This is a genomic window from Kiritimatiellia bacterium (assembly GCA_018001225.1).
In the GTDB taxonomy this organism is placed as follows: domain Bacteria; phylum Verrucomicrobiota; class Kiritimatiellia; order CAIQIC01; family JAGNIJ01; genus JAGNIJ01.
On the sequence record JAGNIJ010000008.1, the window covers coordinates 18,056 to 39,298 of the forward strand.

A 21,243-nucleotide genomic window follows, 5' to 3' on the forward strand; every position below is an offset into this window, starting at 1 on the left:
TCCGCCCTCCAGGCGGCTCACCCCTCCGCGGGCGGCTCGCCGCTCATTTTTTCGTCGGCGGCGGCCGCCTGGAGCAGGCCGACGATGCGGTCGAGGGAGTTCTGGATGACCTCCACCTCGCCGCCGATCTGCTGGAAGCGGGCCATGTTCTCCGTGCGAAGATGCTCGAGGTAGCGGCGGCGCTCGCGGATTTCCTCCAGGCTGTCGACCAACCGCTCGATCTTGGCGTGCGCGGCGGCCAGGGCCTCGGCCGAGACGGTCATCGGCGGGGGCGGGACCTCCTCCAGGGTATCGCCGGGCGCCGGGGCCGGGACCTGGACCTCGCGGCCACAGTCCGGGCAGGTGACCATCAAGCCCGCGCCTCGCAGGTCTATGGCCAGGCTCTTATTACAGAAGGGACAGTCGAAAATGATATCCGTGGCGGCGGCCAACTTGGAGTCATGAGGCGTTTCTGTCACAGGTACCTCCCGTCCATTCTCTGTTGATTTCACTATGCCACCGCCCCCCCGGCGAGGCAAGCCGCCTTTTGCGGCACGGGACGCGGAAATTATGGGGATTGACACTCGCCCCCCCCTTCCGCTAGGTTCTGCGGCCTGTTTGCGGAAAAATAGGGGCAGATTCATGAAAACTACGTTGGTCAGGGAATCGGAGGTCGTCCGCGCGTGGCACGTGGTGGACGCCGCCGGTCAGCCGGCCGGGCGCTTGGCGGTCAAGATCGCCAATATTCTGCGCGGCCGGAACAAGCGCAATTACACCCCGCACGCCGACATGGGCGATTTCGTGGTCGTCATCAACGCGGCGCAAGTCAAGTTGACGGGCTCGAAGGAAGAGCAGAAGATCTACAAAGATTATTCCGGCTACCCGAGCGGCCTGAAACTGCAGAAGGCCAGCGTCATCCGCGTCCGCCAACCCACCCGCATCGTGGCGCAGGCGGTCAAGGGCATGCTGCCGAAGAACCATTTGAGCCGGAAGCTCATCAAGAGGCTGAAGGTGTACGCCGGCGCGGAGCATCCGCACGCGGCACAGGGCGCGAAGGCCCTGGCGGTCTGACATAGGACGGGGGAACGAACGTGGCACACAAAGTAGTGGAATATTCGGCGACGGGGCGGCGCAAGACTTCCGTGGCGCGCGTGCGCATCGCGCACGGCGTGGGGAAGACCACCGTCAACGGCAGGGACTTCAAGGATTACTTCCCCGTGGAGGCGGTCCGGCAGTTCATCGAGCAGCCCTTCGAGGCGGCCGACATGACGAAGCGATTCGACGTGATGGCCAATGTGACCGGCGGCGGCATCATGGGCCAGGCCGGCGCGCTGCGGCACGGGATCGCCCGCGCCCTCCTGCTGGCCGACGTGAACCTGCGCGAGAAGCTCAAGGGCGGCGGGTTCCTGACCCGCGACCCGCGCATGAAGGAGCGCAAGAAGTACGGCCAGCCCGGCGCCCGCAAGCGCTTCCAGTTCTCGAAGCGATAATTCACCGCCTGTTTTCCCGCGGCCCGGATCCGGCGATCCGGGCCGTTTTTTTCTTCCGGCTCGCCCTCCAGTGCCTGACACCCGAGATGGAGGGCGAGCGTCCCCGCGAGTCGTGTTCGGTTGTTTTATGCCGCCCATGTTCTATACTGGCCCGGCCATGCCGATTTTTGAATACGAGTGCGGAAAATGCCGGCGAGTCTCCAGCTTCCTCGTCCGGAATCCTGCCGGCCACCAGCCGCCGGCCTGCCCGCGCTGCGGCCACCCGGACACGACGCGCGTGTTCTCCCGCTTCGCCTCCGTGAAATCCGGCCGCGCCGGCCCGGCCGGAGGCGACGGGCCGGACCTGGCCACGCTGGATGGGCTGGACGAAAACGACCCCCGCTCGCTCGGCCGCGCCATGCGGAAGATGGCCGAGGAGACCGGCGAGCCGATACCGCCGGAAATGGATAACATGATGCGGCGGCTCGAGGCCGGCGAGGACCCGGAAAAACTCGGCGCGGAAATGGAAGGCCTGGAGGGCGGCGGCCCGGCCGGCGACGACACCCTGTATGAAGGATAATCAAACCATGCTCACTCCCGGCTCCTCCTTCCGCGGCTTCACGGTGACCCGATGCTCCCCGCTCGCTCCGCCCCTCGACACAGCGGTCGAACTGCGGCACGAGGCGTCCGGCGCCCGCGTCCTGCACGTCGTCAACGACGACCCCGAGAATCTCTTCTGCGTCGCCTTCCCGACGCCGCCGGCCGACGACACGGGGCTGCCGCATATCCTCGAGCACTCCGTCCTCGGCGGCTCGAAAAAATACCCCGTCCGCGACCCGTTCTTCGAGCTGGTCAAGATCAGCATGGCGACGTTCATCAACGCGATGACCTTCTGGGACCGCACGGTCTACCCCGTCGCCAGCAACGTGAAGCAGGACCTCTTCAACCTCGCGGACGTGTACTTCGACGCGGTGTTCCACCCGCTGCTGTCCGAAAACATCTTCAAGCGCGAGGGCCACCATCTCGCCCCCGACGGCGCGGGCGGGCTCACGGTCAGCGGCATCGTCTACAACGAGATGAAGGGCGTCTACTCGAACCCCGAGTGGGCCATGGAGATGATCGCGCTCCGGAGCCTGCTGCCGGACACGATCTACGGGCGCGAATCCGGCGGCGACCCGCGCGCCATCCCCGACCTGACCTTCGAGCAGTTCCGCGCCTTCCACGAGACCTTCTACCATCCGGCCCGCGGCCTGTTTGTCTGCTACGGCCACATCCCGACGGAGGACTACCTGGCGTTTCTTGCCGAGCGGCTCGCCGGCTATTCCGCGCGCGACGCCGCGCCCCTCCCCGCGCGCCAGCCGCGATGGAGCCATCCGCACGCGGCAGCCGAAACATACGCCATCGGGCACGACGAGCCCGCGTCGGGCCGCACGTACTTCCGGCTGGACTGGCTCGCCGGCGACGCCGCCGACGCGCGCGACACGGCCGCGCTCTACCTGCTCTCGCTGCTCCTCTTCGGGCACGAGGCCGCGCCCCTCAAGAAGGCGCTCGTGGACTCGAAGCTCGGCGAGGACGTCATCTCGTGCGGCGCGGAGCCGGCCGGGCTGGAGCTGACCTTCCGCGTCGGGCTCAAGGGCTCCGAGCCCGACCGGGCCGCCGCCTTCGAACGGCTCGTGCTCGACACGCTGCGCGGGCTGGCGGAGCAACCGTTCACGCCGGAGGCCGTGGACGCCGCGTTCCACCAGGCCGGCTACGAGTACCAGGAGATCCAGTCCGGCTACCCGCTGCACGTGCTCTTCCGCGTGCTCCAGTCGTGGACCTACTCCGACGAGCCGCTGCGCTTCCTGTCCATGCGCGACACGCTCGCGGCCGTGCGCGCGGAAGCGGCGGCCGATCCGCTGTTCTTCAGCCGCCTGATCCGCGAGAGGCTGCTGGATAATCCGCACCGGCTGCAACTCGCGCTGCGGCCGGACCGCGGGCACCAGGCGCGGCTGGACGCGGAATTCGCGGAGCGCATGAAGACGGTCCGCGCCGGGCTCGACGACGCGGCGATGCAGCGCGTCGCGAGGGAGGCCGAGGAACTGGACCGCGAATCCGGCACGCCCAACCCGCCCGAGGCGCTGGCCCTCCTGCCGCAACTCCGGCTTCAGGACCTGCCCGGGACGCCGGCCGAAATCCCGTCGAGGTTGGAGCGCGTTGGTCCCGGCATGCCCCTGCTGGTCAACGACGTGCCGTCCAACGGCGTGGCGTACCTGCACCTCGACTTCAACCTCGACGGCCTGCCGGCGGAGGGGTGGCCGTACGTTTCGCGGTTCACGGACGCGTTCACCAGGCTGGGCGCCGCGGGCATGGGCTACGAGGACGTCGCCCGGAGGCAGGCGGCGCGCCTTGGCGGCCTGCGCGCCTGGCCGTGGTTCCAGACCCGCGCCGACGACCCGGCGGCGCACATGGCGCGGCTGCGCATTGAGATCAAGACGCTGGACGATCGCATCGAGCCCGCGCTGGAGCTGCTCGGCCAACTGCTCTTCGGGCTCGACCCGAACGATCTGGCTCGGCTGCAGGATGTCGTCATCCAGGCGCGGACCTGGGAACGTACAGAGAAAATCCAGGGAGGAACGACCACGCCCCTGTTGCATGCCGGCCGGGGATTCAGCCTGTCCGGGCACCTGCGGGAGATATGCGAGGGGCTGCCGCAACTGTTTCTGCTCGAGGACCTGGGCGACCATTTCGAGCAGAGGGGGGCTGAACTTGCGGGAACCCTGCAGGCCGTGCGCGACTTCCTGCTCGATCCCCGCCGCCTGGCCGCCAGTTTCACCGGGCCGGCGCGGGCCCAGGCCGCGGTGTCGGCCGCCCTGAAAGACTGGGGAGCGAAAATGAAGGACGCGGACGCGGGCTCCGCGCCCGCCGCCTTCCCGGCCTTCACGGGGCCGGTGCTCGAAGGTCTCGCGGCCCCCCTCCAGATCGCGCACAACGCCCTCGTCCTGCCCGCGCCCCACGCCTCGCATCCGGACGAACCGCTGCTCGCGCTCGCGGCGCACCTCGTGACCTTTGACTACATCCTGCCGGAGATCCGCTTCAAGGGCAACGCCTACGGCGCGGGCTGCCGGCACGACCCGTTCCTCGGGACACTGGCCCTGACGTCGTTCCGCGACCCGCACGTCGCGCGCACGCTCGACGTGTTCGAGAAGACCGCCGACTTCGTGCGGCAGGCGCCGTGGAGCCGCGCCGACCTGGACCGCGCGGTGATCGGCAGGGCGCGGGACGACCTCAAGCCGATCCGTCCCGGCGAGGCGACCGGGGTCGCCCTGCACCGCTGGCTGGCCGGCGTGACGCCCGAGCGACGGGCGGAGCGCTACCGCCGCCGGATGCGGGCGACGCCCGACGAGGTGCGGCGGGCGATGCTCGAGGCCCTCGAGGCCGGCCGGCCGCGGCAGGCGATCTGCGTCCTCGCCGGACGCGAGAAACTCGAAGAGGCCAACCGCCACAGGCCGTCGCCGCTCGCCATCGAGGACGTGCTGAAGGCGTGAGCGGCCCTGGAGGGAGGGCGGTCTCGCCAGGCGGCTCATAGAGCCGCCGCTACAGGGGGGTCCCTCTTTTGCAATTCGGACCGGACTGCATTATCATGTGGCGCTGTAGCGGCGCTTCTATGAAGCGCCCTTTGTGCGGCTCGCAGGGCCGTCACTACAGCGGGAGGGAAGGCCATGCGTAAAATCACGGACGGCGTGCACTGGTGCGGCGCGGTGGACTGGGACCGGCGGATGTTTGACGCCCTGGTCCCCCTGCCCGACGGCACCAGCTACAACGCGTACCTCGTCCAGGGCTCGGAAAAAACCGCGCTGCTGGACGGCGTGGACGATTCCAAGATCGATGTGCAACTCGAACTGCTCCGGGACGTCCCGCGGGTGGACTACATCATTGCCCACCACGCCGAGCAGGATCACTCCGGCGCGCTGCCCGCGCTGATGCAACGATTTCCCGAGGCCCGGCTCCTCGCCTCCGCGCCCGGCCGCAAGTTCCTGCTCGAGCTCCTCGACCTGCCCGCGGACCGCGTCGTCGCGGTCAAGGACGGCGACACGCTGGCGCTGGGCGGCAAGACGCTGAAATTCCTGTACACGCCGTGGGTGCACTGGCCGGAAACCATGAGCACGTGGCTGGAGGAGGACGGCATCCTGTTCTCGTGCGATTTCTTCGGGTCGCACCTGGCCACCTCCGAGCTGTATGCCAAGGAAGGCGTCCGCGTGTACAACGCCGCGAAGCTGTACTACGCGCAGATCATGATGCCCTACGCGAAGCAGGTCGCAAAAAACCTGGAAAAGGTGTCCGCGCTGCCGATCCGCACCATCGCGCCGAGCCACGGGCCGCTATACGACAAGCCCGCCATCGTCATGGACGCCTGGCGCGAGTGGGCGTCCGCGCCGCCGAAAAACATGGCCGTCGTGGCGTACGTCAGCATGCATGGGAGCACCCGACGGATGGCCGAGCACCTCGCGCAGGCGCTCGTCGCCCGCGGGATCTCGGTCCGTCAGTTCGAGCTGACCACCGCCGACCTGGGCGAGGTCGCCATGACGCTGGTGGACGCCTCGACGATCCTGCTCGGCACGCCCGCGATGCTGAACGGCGTGCATCCCGTCGCGGCCAACGCCGCGTTCGTGATCAACGCGCTGCACCCCAAGGCGAAGTACGCGGGCCTGTTCGGCTCGTTCGGCTGGGGCTCGAAGCCGCTGGAGAATCCCGCGGCGCTGTGCCCGGACCTCCAGGTGGAGTGGCTGCCGCCCGTGCTGGCCCGCGGCCTGCCCCGCGAAGCGGAGTTCGCGGCGCTGGACCAACTCGCGGACACGGTCGCCGGGCGGCATGCCGCCGCGAGCTAACGGCCATGAAAACCAGGATCATTCAGGCCGCGGAGGACCCCCGCGAATTGGAAAGGCTGTATCGCGCAAACCCCAAGGACTTCACCGGCGCGTTTCGCGAGGCCTTCGCCGAGCGGCGCAACTCGCCCGTTCTGGCGGCGTGGAACGAACGCCTCTTTTTCCAGGAGGCGGCGGAGGAGCCGAAGGGGTCCGCCCCCGGATGGCCCTCCCGCGATATCGGGCTGACGATCGCCCTGGCGCTCGTGGCCGGCACGCTGGCCAAGCTGCCGCACTTCCTGCCGGCGCTGGATGATGAGCGATTCTACCTCTGCAACCTCGGCGGGATTGTCGCCGGCGCCCTGATCGCCTTCTTCTGCCTTCAGAAGGCGTGCCGGGTAAAAACGGCGGCCGCGATCGCCGCCCTGCTGGCGGGAGGAATCGTCTATCTGAATCTCCTTCCTTACCTGTCCCGTGGGCGGCATACCCTGATCCTGTCCTGCCTCCATATGCCGTTCGTCTTCTGGTCTCTTCTGGGAATCGCCTTCCTGGGCGGCCGGTGGAGGGACCTGCGGGGAAGAATGGCCTACATCCAATACAATGGGGAGTTGCTGATCTACAGCACCATCCTGCTCATCGGCGGCATGGTGCTCACGGGGCTGACCTTCGCCCTTTTCGAACTGATCGGCTTGAGGATAGAAAACTGGTACATGAAAAACGTGGTCGTGTACGGCGCGATGGCGGCCCCCCTGGTCGCGACCTTGCTCGTCGTGCGGATCGTCGGAGGCCGGTTCAGGATCGCCCCCCTCCTGGCCAAGGTGTTCACGCCGCTCTTTCTCGTGACGGTCATCGCGTACCTGGCGGCCATGATGATGAGCGGGAAAAGCCCGTTCACCGACAGGGATTTCCTGATCGCCTTTAACGGCCTGCTGCTGGTCGTGCTGGGGCTCTGCGTTTTCTCGATTTCCGAGCGCGGGGCGAGGGCCTCCGCGGGCATCGGCGATTTCATGAACATCGGCCTGGTGGCCGTTACGCTCGTCATCGACGTGATCGCGCTGGCGGCCATTTTCTTCCGGCTGACCTCGTACGGATTCACGCCGAACCGGGTTGCCGTGCTGGGCGCGAACCTGCTGGCTTTCGTTCATTTGTCCGGCATCCTGTGGCGCTACGTGCGATTCGCGAGGGGGAAAGCCGGCATGGATTCTCTCGACCACTGGATCGCGAGATATCTCCCCGCCTACACGACATGGGCCCTGGTCGTGGCCGTGGGATTCCCTCTCGTGTTCCGGTTCAAGTAGAAATCGCCCGTCCGCCGGTTTTCCCAGGGGCCTTGCCGGCCCATCATGGTTCAGCCGGATTCGGCCCCGGCCCGGCGGGCGGGGGCCCGACCACCAACATGGAATTCGTCACGCCGCCCGCGACCCTGGTCAACGAATTGCTCGGATCCATTTTCCACTCGCCGTCGACGACGAACTTGTAGGCGTAGACGCCATTCGTCAGCCACTGGCTCGCGCTCCACACGCCCGCCCGCTTCGGCGTCATGGGCAGCGCCGTCCCGTTCCAGGCATTGAATTCGCCGGCTACGCACACGCCATGCGCTTGGCGATCGTAATAGATGAATTCGACCGCATGATAGCCGTTCGCCGTCGAGGGCGCCCGCGACGGGCGCATGTGGACGAGTTGATTCGTGGCGTACAGAATGGAGTTATCCACGTTCCGATGCGGGTCGGCTTCATGCTCCAGGGCCTTCAGGTCGGTGAACCAGCCCCCGTCGGCATAGATCTTGTAGAAATATCGTCCCGGAAAGAGGTCCACCTCGGCGTACCACCAACCGTCGTCCTCCCGTCGTTTCATGGGCGTCACGTTCTCGCGCCATTCGTTGAAGGTGCCAACCACGGAGACGGTGCGAGCTATCGGCGCGTCATAGTCAAAGTAGACGCGAACCATACTGGTCGGGGCCATCTGTCCAGGTGTCATGTGTTGCGCGAGCCATGCGGCGCTGTTGGTTTGCCCGCGGATCATGGCGAGGTGCCAGGGAGTGAGTTGCTCGTCGCCGCGTAGGGCCGGGTCCGCGCCGGCTTCCAGCAGCGTCTTCAGCACATCCTGGGCTTCGCGCCGGACGGCGATGTACAGCGGCGTCTGTCCAGGCTCGAGCCGGTTGGTTCCGCTGCCGAGGGACGGATCGGCCCCGCCCTCGATCAGCGCCTTGGCGGCGGCATTCCTGTTGTCCCACGCGGCCGCCATCAGCAGCGACCAGTTCCCCTCCCACAGGGGACCGTCCGGATCGGCTCCCCTGGACATCAGCAACTGCATCATCCCCGGGTCGTCATTCTCCATGGCCAGGTACAGCGCGCCGTCTTCCCTGTCGGTTCGCGCCTCGACATCAGCACCGGCCTCGAGCAGGGCGAGCACGTTGTTGGTCCTGCGGCTGCGGACGGCGTCGAGGAGCGGAGTCCGGCCGCCCGGCCGCCGGGTTTCGATGTCGGCGCCGGCGCGGAGGAGGCGACGCACGGTGCCCTCCGCGTCTTCCGTGGCCGCGGCGTGGATCGCCGTCCAACCGTTGGTGGTGGGAAGCGTGAAATCCGCGCCGTGATCGAGCAGTTCGTTCAACGCGTTGGTACGGGCGTCGACGGCCGCCAGGTACACGGGCGTCGCGCCGAAATCGTTCCGCGCATTCAAATCCGCGCCGCGTTCAAGGCACCAGTGGACCGCGGCGGCGCTGTCGAAACGCGCGGCAAGGTGTAGCAGGCTGTTGCCCTTATTATCCAGGACGGCCAGGTCCGCGCCGTGATCGGCGAGCCTTTGCGCGATCGACACGGAGCCGTTCCGGATGGCATAGGCGATGGCGGAGAGCCCCTGGTTGTCGAGAAGGTTGACCGTGGCTCCATGCCGGAGCAGGGACTCTACGGCGTCGGCGGCGTTATTCTGCGCCGCCCGCATGAGCGGCGTTTGTCCCCGCGGGGTGACCGCGTCCTTGTCGGCTCCGGCCTGCAGGAGCCGGGCCACGATCCCGGCATGGTCCGCCTCGGCGGCCACGTGAAGAGCGGTCTCCTCGTCGCGATCTTTTTCGACTTTAACGCCTTGATTCAACAACCAGTCCACGACGTCCGGGTGCCCGTATCGCGCCGCGACATGGAGAAGCTGGAGTTCCGCCGACGGATCCTCCACGCGGGCCCCGCCTTCATGAAGGATATGCAGCAGATTGGTCGAACCCATCATGGCCGCCGCGTAAACAGGGGCGATCAACCCCCGCAGGGGGCCATTCGAATCCGCGCCGCGCTGGAGAAGCAGTTGGACGCAGGCCGGGTGATCCGCCAGCACGGCCAGATGCAAGGGAGAGTAGCCCCATCGTTTCTCGGGCTTGGCATCACCCTGAACACCGGCAACGCTCACGCCGAGATCCAACAGGTAGGACAGAACATCCGTCTGCCCCAGGGCGGCGGCGAGGTGAAGATAGGTCAGGCCGTCCACTGGACAATGCTGCGCCTGCTCCGCCGATCGGACGGCGTTCGTGAACCGGGCGAAATCAGCGCTTCTCAAGGCCTGGAATCCTTCGTCGCCTGCCAGTGTCTGCGGCAGGTTGAGGGCATCCATCAGCCCTTCTCGAAAGCGGGAGACAGGATCAAACTCCTCACCCTCGGCATGGGCTTCGACAGCAGCGACCTTCAGGAACAGCGCAGACAGGATTACAACGGCGGCGCCGGGGAATGTGGCACGATGCATAAGCGGGTCTCCATGAACCATCCAATTCGTCCGAGAAGCGTATTCATATGGATTCCGCGCTAAAAGCGAAATCTTCCGATGACCGCTGTTGCTACGGTTGTTCCCGCGGGCCGCCGCCCCATTGACTTCGCGCCGCCGCTGCCCCATCTTCACGCGCATGCCGGAGCCCGTTTCCAACCGTTCGGGAGCGATGGCCCGCGCCCTGCTGGCGCTGGGCGCGGCCATCCTGTTCTGGTCGTGCGTGCCGCTGCTGCTGAAGTACTTCACGCGCGAGTTGGACGCGTGGACCGTCAACGGCCTGCGCTACACGTTCGCCCTGCTGTTCTGGCTGCCGTACGTCCTGCGGCATCGCCGCGAGTTGCCGGCCCGCTCGCGCATCTGGCGGGACGCGATCCCGCCCGCCGGCATCCACGTGGTCGGCCAGGTCCTCTTCGGGCTCTGCCCGTACTTCAACGACGCGACGGTGATCAACTTCGTCAGCCGCGCGGCTTTCCTGTTCACCACGCTGACGGGCTTCATCCTGCTGCGCGAGGAGCGGGCCGTGGGGCGCCAGCCGCTGTTCTGGGTCGGCATGGCGGCGACGATTGGCGGCCTCGCGGCCATGTACGCCGGCGGGATCGGCACGCCGTCGACGTCGGCCTTCGGCATGCTGCTGCTGTTGGCGACGGCGGCGTTCTGGGGTTTCTACTCGGTCCTGGTGCGGAAGTTCATGAAGCCCTATTCCATCCGGTTGAGCTTCAGCGTGATCAGCCTGTACGCCGCGCCGGGCCTGCTGGCGCTGATGTTCGCGCTGGGCGACTGGCGGAAGGCGCTGGCGCTCGGGCCGGGCTACTGGGCGATGATCTGGCTCTCCGCAATCCTGGGCATCGCCCTGGGCCACACGCTCTTCTACCGCGCGATCCACGCGCTCGGCCCGGTCGCGTCGGAGGGGTCGCTGTTGCTGATCCCGTTCACGACGGCGGTCCTGGCGCACTTCCTCCTGGACGAGCGGCTCGGGCGGCTGCAGTGGATCGGCGGCGTGATCCTCGTCGCGGGCTGCTTCGTCCTGCTCCGGGCCAACCTGCGGGCGCGCGGGCGGGTCACGGCGAAGGAGGCGCAAGCCGCCGCGCCGTCGCCGCGGTGACCCGTATTTTAGGCTTCCTTTTATGACCCCGGCGGGCTTGTCCCGCCGGTGAACGAGGTCGGGGAATCCGCGCCGAGCGCGGCTTCCCCACCTTCCGCTCCTGCCGGACAAGCCGGCAGGGGGCGGATTCCATGCCCAAGCCATCGACGCGATCAGACGATCTTCTTCACCTTCGCGCCCTTGAACCGGCCGACCGGCGGCAGGGGGCCGACGATCGGGGCGGCGTAGCGGACGAACGCGGCGGTGACGTTGTTGCCCTCGGCGTTGATGAACTCGTCGGGCATGTGGCGCGTTTCCTTGGCCACGTTCTTCAACTCCGTGCGCTCGATCCAGGCCTGGTAGACCTTGCCCGGCTTGCGCTTGATCGCGGTGCTGCCGTTGGCGAACTTCCCGCCGGTGGCGAACTTCACCGCGGACTGCCCGGCCAGCCGCGCCTCCTTCGCGTCCACGGCGGAGAGCACTCCGGGGAACGAGCGCTGGAGGTAGCCGAACGTGTCGGCCCGCACGCGCTTGATCTGGAGCTTCGCCTTCACCTGGTCGGCCAGCAGGTCGCCCAGCGCGCCGGAGCCGCTCAACTGCACGTTGCCGTGGGCGTCCACTTCCTTGGTGAACTTCGCCGCGATGGCCGTGCCCTCGGCGTCCGAGATGCCCTCGGAGACCGCCACCACGCACCGCCCGTACTTCTCGTTCACCGCCTTCACGTCGGCGAGGAACTTTTCCATGTCGAACGGCCGCTCGGGCAGGTAGACCAGGTGCGGGCCGTCGTCGGGATACACGCGGGCCAGCGCGGAGGCGGCGGTCAGGAAGCCGGCGTGCCGGCCCATGACCACGTTGATCTTCACGCCGGGCAGCGCGCGGTTGTCCAAGTTGTCGCCCATGAAGGCGCTCGCGACGAACTTCGCGCCGCTGCCGAACCCGGGCGTGTGGTCGTTCTCGCGCAGGTCGTTGTCGATCGTCTTGCAGATGTGGAAGCAGCGGAACTCGTAGCCCGCCTTGCGCGCCTCCTCGTTGATGATGTGCGTCGTCTCGGCGGAATCGTTGCCGCCGATATAGAAGAAATAGCGCACGTTATACTTCTGCATCACCTGGAAGATCTTCGCGCAGTCCTCGGGCGTGGGCTTCTTGCGGACCGAGCCCAGCGCGGAGGAGGGCGTGATCGCCACCGCTTCGAGCGTGGCCTTCGACTCCTTGCCGAGGTCGATGAAATTCTCGTTCAGGATGCCCTGGATGCCGTGGAGCGATCCGTAGATCTTCTTGATTTCCTTGTGCTTCTTCGCCTCCAGCACCGCGCCGACCAGGCTCTGGTTGATCACCACCGTCGGCCCGCCGCTCTGCGCGATGAGCATGTTGCCGGTCAGCTTGCTATTCTTGGCCATTTTGACACCTCTTGGTTAAACGGTTTTCCCGGAATGGAAGCCCGTAGATACCACACCGTGCCGGGCGCTTCAAGCGGGTACTGCGCCGCAGGCCCGGCGCCAGGCGGCCCGGTAGGCGGCCTCGATTTCCCGGGTGACGGCGGCCGCGTCGCAGAGCGGCGACCGGCGCACCCGGTCCGGCAACCCGGCACGGGCAGCCGCGATGGACCCCGCGTCCGCCGACAATGCAACCGATTGCCGCACATAGCGTTCCGCGTCTCCGGCAATCCATTCCGGCGCCCCGACGGTATGCAGCAGGCCGGCCGCGCGCCGGGCGCTCAACCGCTCGCCACATAACGTGATGACCGGAACCCCCATCCACAGGGCATCGCAGGTCGTGGCGTCGCCGTTGAACGGGAAGCTGTCGAGAACAAGGTCCATGTCCCGATAGACCGCGAGATTCGCGATGGTCCGATTGTCAGCATGGAAGCGGACGCGGGCCGGGTCCATGCCGGCCGCGCGCAGCCGGGTAGTCAGCCGCTCGCGCGTATCGGGATCGGCCAGGACATCGCGCGCCAGGAGCAATTGCGACCCCGGAACCTGGTCGAGGATTCGCTTCCAGCACGCGAGGACTTCGCCGTTGAGCTTGGCCAGGTGATGGACGGCGCCGAAGGTGACGAACCCGTTACGCCGGCACGGCAGCTCGGTGGAAGGCTCGGCCGCGTCCGGCGGCGGCCCGTAGCAGTGGTAGCCGGTGGCGGGACGCAGGATCGTCTCGTGGCTCCAGCGGTCGGCCTCGCCGGGCGGCTCGGTCACGGCGTCGGAAAAGCGGTAGTCGATGGCCTTCACGCCGGTCGTGACCGCGTTCCCGTACCAGTGGAACTGGAGCGGCGCGGGCTTGCGCGTGAAAAGCGCCAGCCGCCCGTTGTTGGCGTGCTCGTTAAGGTCGACCAGCAGGTCGATCCGGTCGACGCGAACGAGGTCCGCCGCCTCGGCATCGGACAGACCCGCGATCTCGCGCCAGTCGTCGGCGACGGCGCGCAGTTCGGCGGTCCAGTCATCCCGCGCGGTGCCGGCGGAATACAGCGTGACATGGAAACCGTTTCGGTCCCGGGCGCGCAGGAGGTTCATCAGGTGCGCGCTGCTGTTATGGCGGTGGAGGCAGGCGCTGACGTAGCCGACGCGAAGCGTCCGTTCGGGGTCCGGCTCGCGGACGGGCGGGGGTGCCGCGGGCGCCGCGTGCCAGGCGTTCCACCGCCCGGTCTCCTCGAACAGGTCACGGGCGGTGACGCGGGGATCGTAGAGCATGGCGCGGATGAGGCTGGAGTGCAGGCCCGCATGCCGCCGAAGCAGGGCCCCGGCCCCACGCAGTCCGGCCAGGGCCTCGTCCAGCCGGCCCTGTTCCAGGAGAAACTCGGCGCGGTTGTTGAGCCAGCCGGGCACGTGCGGGGCCGGGAGTTCATCGAGCAGGCGCAGCGCCTCGCCGACGCGGCCCAGACGGCGCAGCGAGACGCCGGCGGCGAGCCGGGCGCCGAGGTGCGCCCGGTCGCGGCCGAGGGCGCGATCGTACGCCTGCAGCGCGGGCGGATGCAGGCCCAGCCGGGCCAGGGCCCGGCCCATACGGTAGAACGCCTCGGCGGCGCGCGGCCCTTCCAGCCGCGCCGCATCGGCGTACGCGCCGGCGGCTTCCTCCCGACGGCCCAGCCGGTCGAGGATCGCACCGCGCAGGAAGGGCCAGGCGGGATCGGCCGGCGCGGCGGCCTGTTCGCGTTCGAGGGATGGCAGAACCGGATCGGGATTACCCGCCGCCGAGCCGGCGAAGCGATCCACGGCCGGCCAGTCGGCGGAATGAAAGGCCGAGCGGCCCGCCTCCAGCGGGGCGGTCATTCCCGGCGGCGCCGGAAGAACCGCCGCAGCAGGAGCCCGGCGACTCCGAGACACAGGAGCACGGTCAGTCCGGGCTCGGGAACGGCCGCGATGGTAATGCCTGTGTTGGGCGTGTCTTCGTAGGCCCAGCGCGTGACACGGATCTGCGTCTGATTGTCGCCGCTGTTGAAATCCGCGGTCAGCTGGGCATACCCGTACAGGTGGTCCGAGCCGGACTCGAACCGGTAGCCGATGTAGAACGACTGGCCCCAGGTCAGTTCGTTCGTGTCCACGCTGGCCGCCCAGCCGGAGCCGCCTCCGAACGCCCCCGCCCATTCCGTGTGGCCCGGCCCGACTGTCTGGCCCAGGGACAGGACGGGGGCCCAGCTGTTGGCGCTGTCGTAGTAGTACTCGACGCCGCCCGGCGTGCCGACGGCCAGTTCCATGTAGCCCATGCACCCGTACAGCGTAGCCGCATAGGGACCCGGATACAATCCGCTGCTTTCGCCGGCAGAGGCCTCGACGGTCGTGGGATCCCACGAGGCGAGGGGGGCGTGAAACCAGCCGGAGTCGATTTCCGGATCGGGGACCAAGTGGATGATCGTGGCCGGCGCGGTCTGCGCCAGCAGGCCGAGCGCGGACGCCAATCCCGCGGCTCGTTTATCGTGCTTTCCCGGTTGTGCGCGCATGAGACCCCCTCGTTGTGTCCATAAAAACACCCCGGTCGCCCGGCTGTCAAGCCCGACGCTTTCCACGCCGGGGCGATTTTGGTAGTGGTTCCGGGCGATGGAAACGATGCGCATCCAGTGTCTTGTACTCGCTGCGGGCATCTTGTTGGGCCTGTCCGCCGCCGGCCGGGCCGACCCGTTCTACCTGCCCAACGAGCATCCGGTCACACGGCTGTTCGGCGTCCCGCCGGCCGAAAGCGGTCTCGTGGCGACCGGCTCATGGGCCCACGGCTCCATCAACATCGCCAACAATTCCACCGATGACCTGGCCGGGGATTCGTCGCTGATGCTGGACGGCGAGACTTATGTCGCGCGAATCGCCTTGCGCCGCGGCTTCGCCGGCGGCTGGGAAATCGGTCTCGACCTGCCGTACGTCCGCCACGCGGGCGGGATACTCGACGACTTCATCGAGTCCTACCACGACACGTTCGGGTTCTCGCAGGGCAACCGCAAGGCCATCCCTTCCGACCGCCTGCTCTACGCCCTGACGCGGAATGGGGAAACGTTGTTCTATCTCGCCGACCCCGCGGACGGGTTGGGCGACGCGGCCGTGAGCCTGGGGCGGCAGTTGTACCGGCGGCTGGACGGGACGCGCGCCGCAGCGGCCCGCGTCGCTATCGAAGCGCCGACCGGGAACCGCGACAACTTGCTCGGCAGCGGCAGCACCGACATCGCGCTCTCGGTCGCCGGCACGGACACAGCCCTGCTCTGTCCCCTGCGTTTGGATGCCGTGCTCGGCGTGCTGTTCCTGGCCGGCGGCGGACTGCTGGAGCAATGGCGCGAGCCGGCCGCCGGGTTCGGCTCGGCCGCGATCACGTGGCCCGCGACGGAAAAGCTTTCCTTCAAGGTCCAGGCAGACGCGCATTCGCCGCTCTTCGACGGTCTCTACATCGGCCGACTGGACCACTGGGGCTGCCAGGTCTCGATGGGCGGAACGCTGCTCCTCCCCCGCGCGGCCGCGCTCGACATCGCCGTGACGGAAGATGTCGCTGTCGCCACGGCGCCGGATGTGGTATTTCATTTCGCGCTCTCGAAATCATGGTGAACCGATGCGCCCAATCGCCCGATGGCTTGTCCCGTCCCTCCTGATGACCGCCGCCGCCTGCCGCGGCGACCTGCTCGCCCCGGCGGAGCCGTCCGTTCAATTCTTCTCCGATTTCAGCGGCGGCGGGCATCTCCTGTACTTCCTCGATCACCGGGACCAGTTGCAGGAGGATCGCTTCGTCACCGAGGGCCTGATGGAAATGGATTTCAGCATGCTCTCGTTCCCCCGCGGCCTCGACCTCCGGCTCCGCTTCGAAATGGACGCCAACATGGGCCGGTCGGTCGCGGAGAATCTCCCCTTCTCGCCCAAGGAAACCGCCTACGAGATCAACCCCTTCGCCGAGTACCGGCGGGACGGCCTGCTCTGCCGCGCGGGCCTGGTCCACGCCTGCCAGCACCTGATCTACAAGGACGACGACTCCCCGTGGTACCTCGAGGAGGGCGTGGACATCCCGCCCGACGTCTACTGGAACCGCCTCTACGCCGGCGCCGGCCGGCCGGAGATCCGTCCCGAGATTCTCCGGGAAACTTACCTCGGAGATTCAGAGGGGCCAAAGCGGCCCCTCGTCGTCTGGTACGCCGAGGCCGGCTGGTACCTGCGCTCGCTCGGCGGGTTGATGGACGACGAGTCGCTCTACGGCGACAACGACTGGGCGTACGACGGGAAGCTGGACCTGATGCTCCCCGTGTGCGTGACCCGGCGCCTCGCGCTGTTCGCCTCCAGCCGCGCGCACGCGCTCTTCGACACGGGCGACAAGGCGTACTGGCGCGAGCGGCTCGAACTGGAGAGCTTTTTCGCCAGCCGCGGCTTCGGCTCGTCGGTCTTCCTGGCCTGGAACGCCGTGGACGAGCATCCGCGGGACAGCCGCGAGGGGCTGTTCGAACTGGGCGCGCGGTTCTTTTTTTAAAATCGTTTTCGACTCGCGGGGACGCTCGCCCTCCAGGATGGAAACGGGTCTTGGAGGGCGAGCCTCTGGCGAGCCGGTCGCGTCATGCGGGTGGCGTACGCGATCGGCATGGCCATCGCACCCCCGCCAGCGCCGCCAACTGCAGCAACAGCATCGGAAGGACCACCGCCGGCACCCAGCGCCCGGCACGCAGCCCGAGCACGAACGGCTCGAACGGGCCGATCCCGTACACGCTCCGGCTGATGCCCACGCCCACCAGCACCGCCGCCACCGCGCCGCCCGCGATCAATCCCGCGCGCCGCAGGGACGTGGGCGCGGGCCGCGGCTGCTCGAACCGCAGCGCGGCCATCAGCAGCGGCGGGCCAAGCAGGACGCAGAACACAAGGTGGTGTACGGCGGCCACGCCGACGATGTATGCGTAGGGGTACAGGCCGAGCAGTTCCGAGCCCAGCGCGCGCCACGCGGCCGCGGCCAGCGCGCCCGGCACGCAGACCGTCACGAAGAAGACCGCGCGCCCCCACGACGCCTCCGGCTCCGGCGCCGCGTCCCACAGCCGCCACGCCGTCCATGCGAACGCGCCCATGCCCGCCGCCTGGAACAAACTGACCGCCCCCAACGCTCCCAAAAGCCAGTCCGCGGCCAGCGAGGCGGCCAGCGCGCTCCACACCCCCGCCGCGCCGAACAGGATCCCCGCCAGCGGCGTCAGCACGATCCCCGGATTGAAGTCGAGGTGCAGCGGGATCAGGTGGAGCCGGGAAAACAGGATCGCGGAGAGGAGTTGCGCCAGGGTACAGGCGGCGAAGCTCGAGTATGGGCGAAGGGTCATGAAGAGGGGGGAGGGTTCAGGGTTCAGGGTTCAGGGTTCAGGGTTCAGGTGGGAGGGGACAAGCAGGAAGCCTCAACGTCCAACAACCAACATCCAACGTCCAACAGAAGAGGTTTCAGTCCTTGGAAGTTGGACGTTGGACGTTGGAAGTTGAACACCATTTTATACTCTCAATTGAAAGGCCGGTCCGCTCCTCCTGAACCCCGAACCCTCCCTCCTATCATACCAACAGCATGCAATCCCCATAACTGTAAAACCGATACCCCTGCTCCACCGCCTCGCGGTAGGCGCGGAGCACCAACTCCCGCCCCCCGAACGCGCTGACCAGCATCAGCAGCGTCGAGCGCGGCAGGTGAAAATTCGTCAGCATCGCGTCCGTGACCTTGAACTCGAAGGGCGGGCGGATGAACAGGTCCGTCCGCCCGGAGCACGGGACCACGCCCCCGCGCTCCGCGGCCACGGCCTCCAACGTGCGCACGGTGGTCGTGCCCACGGCGACGACGCGGCCCCCGCGGGCGCGGGTTTCCGCGACGGCCTGCGCCGTGCGCTCCGGCACCTCGTACCGCTCGGATTCCATGCGATGGTCCTCGACGGTATCCGCCGACACGGGCCGGAACGTGCCGATCCCCACGTGGAGCGTGAGGAAGGTCATGGGCACGCCCGCCGCGTCGAGCCGGCCGAGGAGTTCGGGCGTGAAGTGGAGGCCGGCGGTCGGCGCCGCGACGGCGCCCGGCCGCTCGGCATAGACCGTCTGGTAGCGCCGGTCATCCAGGCCCGGCCGCGCGGGGCGATGGATGTACGGCGGCAGCGGAGGGACCCCCAGCCGGGCCAGCAGGTCCGGGACCGCCGCGCCCTCCACGCGCAGGACCGCGCGGCCTTTTTCCCCGTCCTCGAGCAGGATCGCCCTCGCGTCGGGGCCCAGCCGGATGGCGTCGCCGATCTTCGGCCGGCGGGAGGCGTGCATCAACACCTCCCACGTGCCGGGGACGCGCTCTTCGAGGAACAGGATTTCCACCTTGCCGCCCGTGGGCTTCACGCCGAAAACGCGGGCCGGGATCACCCGGGTATCGTTGGCCACCAGCAGGTCGCCCGCCCGGAGAAACTCCGGCAGGGCCCGAACGCGCTGGTGGCGCAGGACGCCCGTCCGGCGCTCGACGACCAGCATCCGGGCCTCGTCGCGCCGCTCCGCCGGCTCCTGGGCGATCCGCTCCGGCGGCAGCTCGTAATCGAAGTCCTGTGTCCGCATATGATTGGGAATCTATGTCGCCCGGCCAAATCGATCAAACCACAAGTGTAGCGCCGCACGGCGTGCGGCGACGCGCCACGCCGTGGCGCGCTACACAGACCCGCCGCAACCGCTCTTGACGCGGGTTCCATAACTCTTGTACGTTAAGGCTGAAGGAAAGAAAAGGTAGACATCGTGCCGCCGCATGCGGTAGAAATGGGCCCATTGGGTGAGGGCCCGGGAACGTAGGAGACAACTATGAAAAAGGTTTCACGCCGTTTCGCAGGTTTCACGCTGATCGAGCTGCTGGTCGTTATCGCCATCATATCCATCCTGGCCGCCCTGCTCTTCCCGGCGGTGCAGGGGGCGTTGCTTCGCGCGCGCCTGACGCAGATGCTGAACAACGGCGTGCAGATCCAGCGCGGTATCTTCCAGAAGATCACCGACGTGTCCGTCGTCACCGGCCAGTTGTCGTTCGACTACCCCACTTATGCTGAGTGGGGCAACTCCACGGATTACTGGAAGAACCTGATGACCAACAAGGTCCTGTCCGTCGACTCCTCTTTCTTCGCCGGCGGCGGCATCCCGGCCGAAAAAGACATCGACGCCTTTGCCGCGGAAAACAATGCGTGGTGCATGGTCGCCGATATCACCGAGGCCTCGGTGGATACCATCCCCATGATCTTCACCCGCAACCTGGACATCGCGGCCCTGCAGTCGGTCACCGAGGCCAACCTGACGGACGGCCAGAACCCGTTCGGCAAGCGCGGCATGGTGTTCGTGACCAAGGGCGGCGCGGGCTACGTCCTCGACAACACCACGATCAACGACCAGTCGTTCTACGTCGGGGACGCGGTGAACCAGGTCATGCGTCCATAGCAGAAGATCACGGGCGCCAAGCGCCGGATGACCGACGGATGCGTCGGTTATCCGGCGCTTCGTGTTTAGGGGGTGATTGAGCCTCCGCCGAAATCCCGTTCGCGTGCATTAGATGATGAGGAAAGGGCCCCGGGAAAAAGGCTGAGTGATGAAAAAGACTGTAATAATTACGGCAGTGATGATGGTCGCTGCTGGGTTAGCGAGTGCGGATAATCTAGTTGTAACGTCGTTTCATAGCAATGGACAGGTGACGTGGACTTTCCCAACGAATGGCGTAGCGGAGTACCGCGTGGAATGGTGTGCAGATCTATTGGCAGAGTTGTGGTGCGATCTTGAGAGCGGTTTGCGCGGGATAGCCCCAATAGACGACACGATGAACGAGTCTGTGCCGATGTCCTACAGGATCAAGGCGATGGGGCCGGAACCGACGAATATGGTGTACATCCCAGCGGGATGGTTTGATATGGGTAACTGCATGGACCCAAACGAAGGAAGGGACGATGAGTTGCCTGTGCATCGGGTGTATGTGAGTGGGTTCTACATGGACCGTTACGAAGTGAATGGCAACCTGTGGGGCGAGGTGTACGCGGATGCTTTGACAAACGGTTACAGCTTCGACAACACCGGAGCGGCGAAGGGGGCGAATCATCCCGTGCACACTGTAAACTGGTATGATGTAGTGAAGTGGGCCAACGCACGGAGCCAAATAGAGGGCCTAACGCCGTGCTACTACCTTGATGATGCCCACACCATCCTATTCAAAACGGGTACCGAAAATCTATCGTCTTCACAAGTCAACTGGACTGCAACTGGGTATCGCTTGCCTACGGAGGCGGAGTGGGAGAAGGCGGCGCGCGGGGGGGCGAGTGGGCACAGGTTCCCATGGGCGGACGATACGATCAGCCACGGGCGAGCGAATTACACTGCAGATTCATCATACAGCTACGACTTGAGCAATGGACTTCACCCAGACTACTCCAGTGGTGATATTCCGTATACCAGTCCGATTGGCTCGTTTACACCGAATGGCCATGGGCTTTATGACATGGCGGGGAACGCGTACGAATGGTGCTGGGACAGGTACGACAAAAACTACTACTCGGTTTCCCCAAGCGCCAATCCCGTTGGCCCCCTAACAAACATGCCCCGCGTGCTGCGTGGTGGCGACTACCACAACCTTCCGGACTTATGTCGCAGTTCTTATCGCTACAGCGCCCAACCCAACATCGAGTTCTACTACATGAGCTTCCGTCTTGTGCGTGCCGCGCCATAGA

General features: G+C 66.9%; 17 protein-coding genes and 1 pseudogene. 11 read left to right on the plus strand and 7 right to left on the minus strand.

All coding sequences use genetic code 11. The annotated features are described in order from the left end of the window. Nucleotides 1-17: 17 nt before the first annotated feature. The gene (locus tag KA248_04190) at nt 18-458 is read right to left on the minus strand and encodes a hypothetical protein (GenBank protein ID MBP7829098.1); all 441 of its coding nucleotides are present in this window, start codon (nt 456-458) and stop codon (nt 18-20) included. 163 nt (nt 459-621) lie between these two features. Here KA248_04190 and rplM point away from each other — a divergent pair, with 163 nt between their 5' ends. From rplM to KA248_04220, 6 genes are all read left to right on the plus strand, one after another. Continuing rightward, nucleotides 622-1,050, plus strand: a complete 429-nt coding sequence (gene rplM, locus KA248_04195; GenBank protein ID MBP7829099.1) for a 50S ribosomal protein L13 — start codon at nt 622-624, stop codon at nt 1,048-1,050. A 20-nt stretch (nt 1,051-1,070) separates the two neighbouring features. Then, nucleotides 1,071-1,469 (plus strand): 30S ribosomal protein S9, encoded by a 399-nt coding sequence (gene rpsI, locus KA248_04200; GenBank protein ID MBP7829100.1) that lies wholly within the window; start codon nt 1,071-1,073, stop codon nt 1,467-1,469. A 157-nt stretch (nt 1,470-1,626) separates the two neighbouring features. Continuing rightward, complete coding sequence (locus tag KA248_04205; GenBank protein MBP7829101.1) at nt 1,627-2,028, plus strand: zinc ribbon domain-containing protein; 402 nt, start codon at nt 1,627-1,629, stop codon at nt 2,026-2,028. 7 nt (nt 2,029-2,035) lie between these two features. Continuing rightward, the gene (locus KA248_04210; protein ID MBP7829102.1) at nt 2,036-4,975 is read left to right on the plus strand and encodes an insulinase family protein; all 2,940 of its coding nucleotides are present in this window, start codon (nt 2,036-2,038) and stop codon (nt 4,973-4,975) included. A gap of 174 nt (nt 4,976-5,149) precedes the next feature. Then, nucleotides 5,150-6,316, plus strand: coding sequence for an FprA family A-type flavoprotein (locus KA248_04215; protein ID MBP7829103.1), 1,167 nt, complete (start codon nt 5,150-5,152; stop codon nt 6,314-6,316). Between the two features lie 5 nt (nt 6,317-6,321). After that, on the plus strand, nt 6,322-7,590 hold the full coding sequence (locus tag KA248_04220) for a DUF4153 domain-containing protein (protein MBP7829104.1): 1,269 nt from the start codon (nt 6,322-6,324) through the stop codon (nt 7,588-7,590). Between the two features lie 43 nt (nt 7,591-7,633). On the opposite strand, the gene KA248_04225 is transcribed toward KA248_04220, so the two are convergent. Then, a complete protein-coding gene (locus tag KA248_04225) occupies nt 7,634-10,015 on the minus strand; it encodes an ankyrin repeat domain-containing protein (protein MBP7829105.1) in 2,382 nt (793 codons plus the stop codon). Between the two features lie 157 nt (nt 10,016-10,172). Here KA248_04225 and KA248_04230 point away from each other — a divergent pair, with 157 nt between their 5' ends. Next, on the plus strand, nt 10,173-11,138 hold the full coding sequence (locus tag KA248_04230) for a DMT family transporter (GenBank protein ID MBP7829106.1): 966 nt from the start codon (nt 10,173-10,175) through the stop codon (nt 11,136-11,138). Nucleotides 11,139-11,290: 152 nt separating this feature from the next. On the opposite strand, the gene KA248_04235 is transcribed toward KA248_04230, so the two are convergent. The 3 genes from KA248_04235 to KA248_04245 all read right to left on the minus strand — a co-directional run bounded on the left by KA248_04235 (nt 11,291) and on the right by KA248_04245 (nt 15,048). Further along, nucleotides 11,291-12,514 (minus strand): 6-phosphofructokinase, encoded by a 1,224-nt coding sequence (locus KA248_04235; protein MBP7829107.1) that lies wholly within the window; start codon nt 12,512-12,514, stop codon nt 11,291-11,293. A gap of 69 nt (nt 12,515-12,583) precedes the next feature. Further along, the gene (locus tag KA248_04240) at nt 12,584-14,380 is read right to left on the minus strand and encodes a hypothetical protein (protein ID MBP7829108.1); all 1,797 of its coding nucleotides are present in this window, start codon (nt 14,378-14,380) and stop codon (nt 12,584-12,586) included. After that, nucleotides 14,377-15,048, minus strand: coding sequence for a hypothetical protein (locus KA248_04245; protein MBP7829109.1), 672 nt, complete (start codon nt 15,046-15,048; stop codon nt 14,377-14,379). The genes KA248_04240 and KA248_04245 overlap by 4 nt, the downstream gene beginning before the upstream one ends. Nucleotides 15,049-15,145: 97 nt before the next feature. On the opposite strand from KA248_04245, the gene KA248_04250 reads away from it, so the two are divergent. After that, nucleotides 15,146-16,132, plus strand: coding sequence for a DUF3187 family protein (locus KA248_04250; protein MBP7829110.1), 987 nt, complete (start codon nt 15,146-15,148; stop codon nt 16,130-16,132). A 4-nt stretch (nt 16,133-16,136) separates the two neighbouring features. Further along, complete coding sequence (locus KA248_04255) at nt 16,137-17,039, plus strand: hypothetical protein (protein ID MBP7829111.1); 903 nt, start codon at nt 16,137-16,139, stop codon at nt 17,037-17,039. A gap of 82 nt (nt 17,040-17,121) precedes the next feature. Here the strand turns inward: KA248_04255 and KA248_04260 are convergent, their stop codons facing one another. Together KA248_04260 and queA are read right to left on the minus strand one after the other, a co-directional pair. Then, complete coding sequence (locus tag KA248_04260) at nt 17,122-17,865, minus strand: hypothetical protein (GenBank protein ID MBP7829112.1); 744 nt, start codon at nt 17,863-17,865, stop codon at nt 17,122-17,124. A gap of 220 nt (nt 17,866-18,085) precedes the next feature. After that, complete coding sequence (queA, locus tag KA248_04265; protein ID MBP7829113.1) at nt 18,086-19,111, minus strand: tRNA preQ1(34) S-adenosylmethionine ribosyltransferase-isomerase QueA; 1,026 nt, start codon at nt 19,109-19,111, stop codon at nt 18,086-18,088. A gap of 237 nt (nt 19,112-19,348) precedes the next feature. Here queA and KA248_04270 point away from each other — a divergent pair. Next, nucleotides 19,349-19,459 (plus strand): annotated as a pseudogene (locus tag KA248_04270) (prepilin-type N-terminal cleavage/methylation domain-containing protein). A 655-nt stretch (nt 19,460-20,114) separates the two neighbouring features. Then, nucleotides 20,115-21,242, plus strand: a complete 1,128-nt coding sequence (locus KA248_04275; GenBank protein ID MBP7829114.1) for an SUMF1/EgtB/PvdO family nonheme iron enzyme — start codon at nt 20,115-20,117, stop codon at nt 21,240-21,242. Nucleotide 21,243 lies beyond the last annotated feature (1 nt).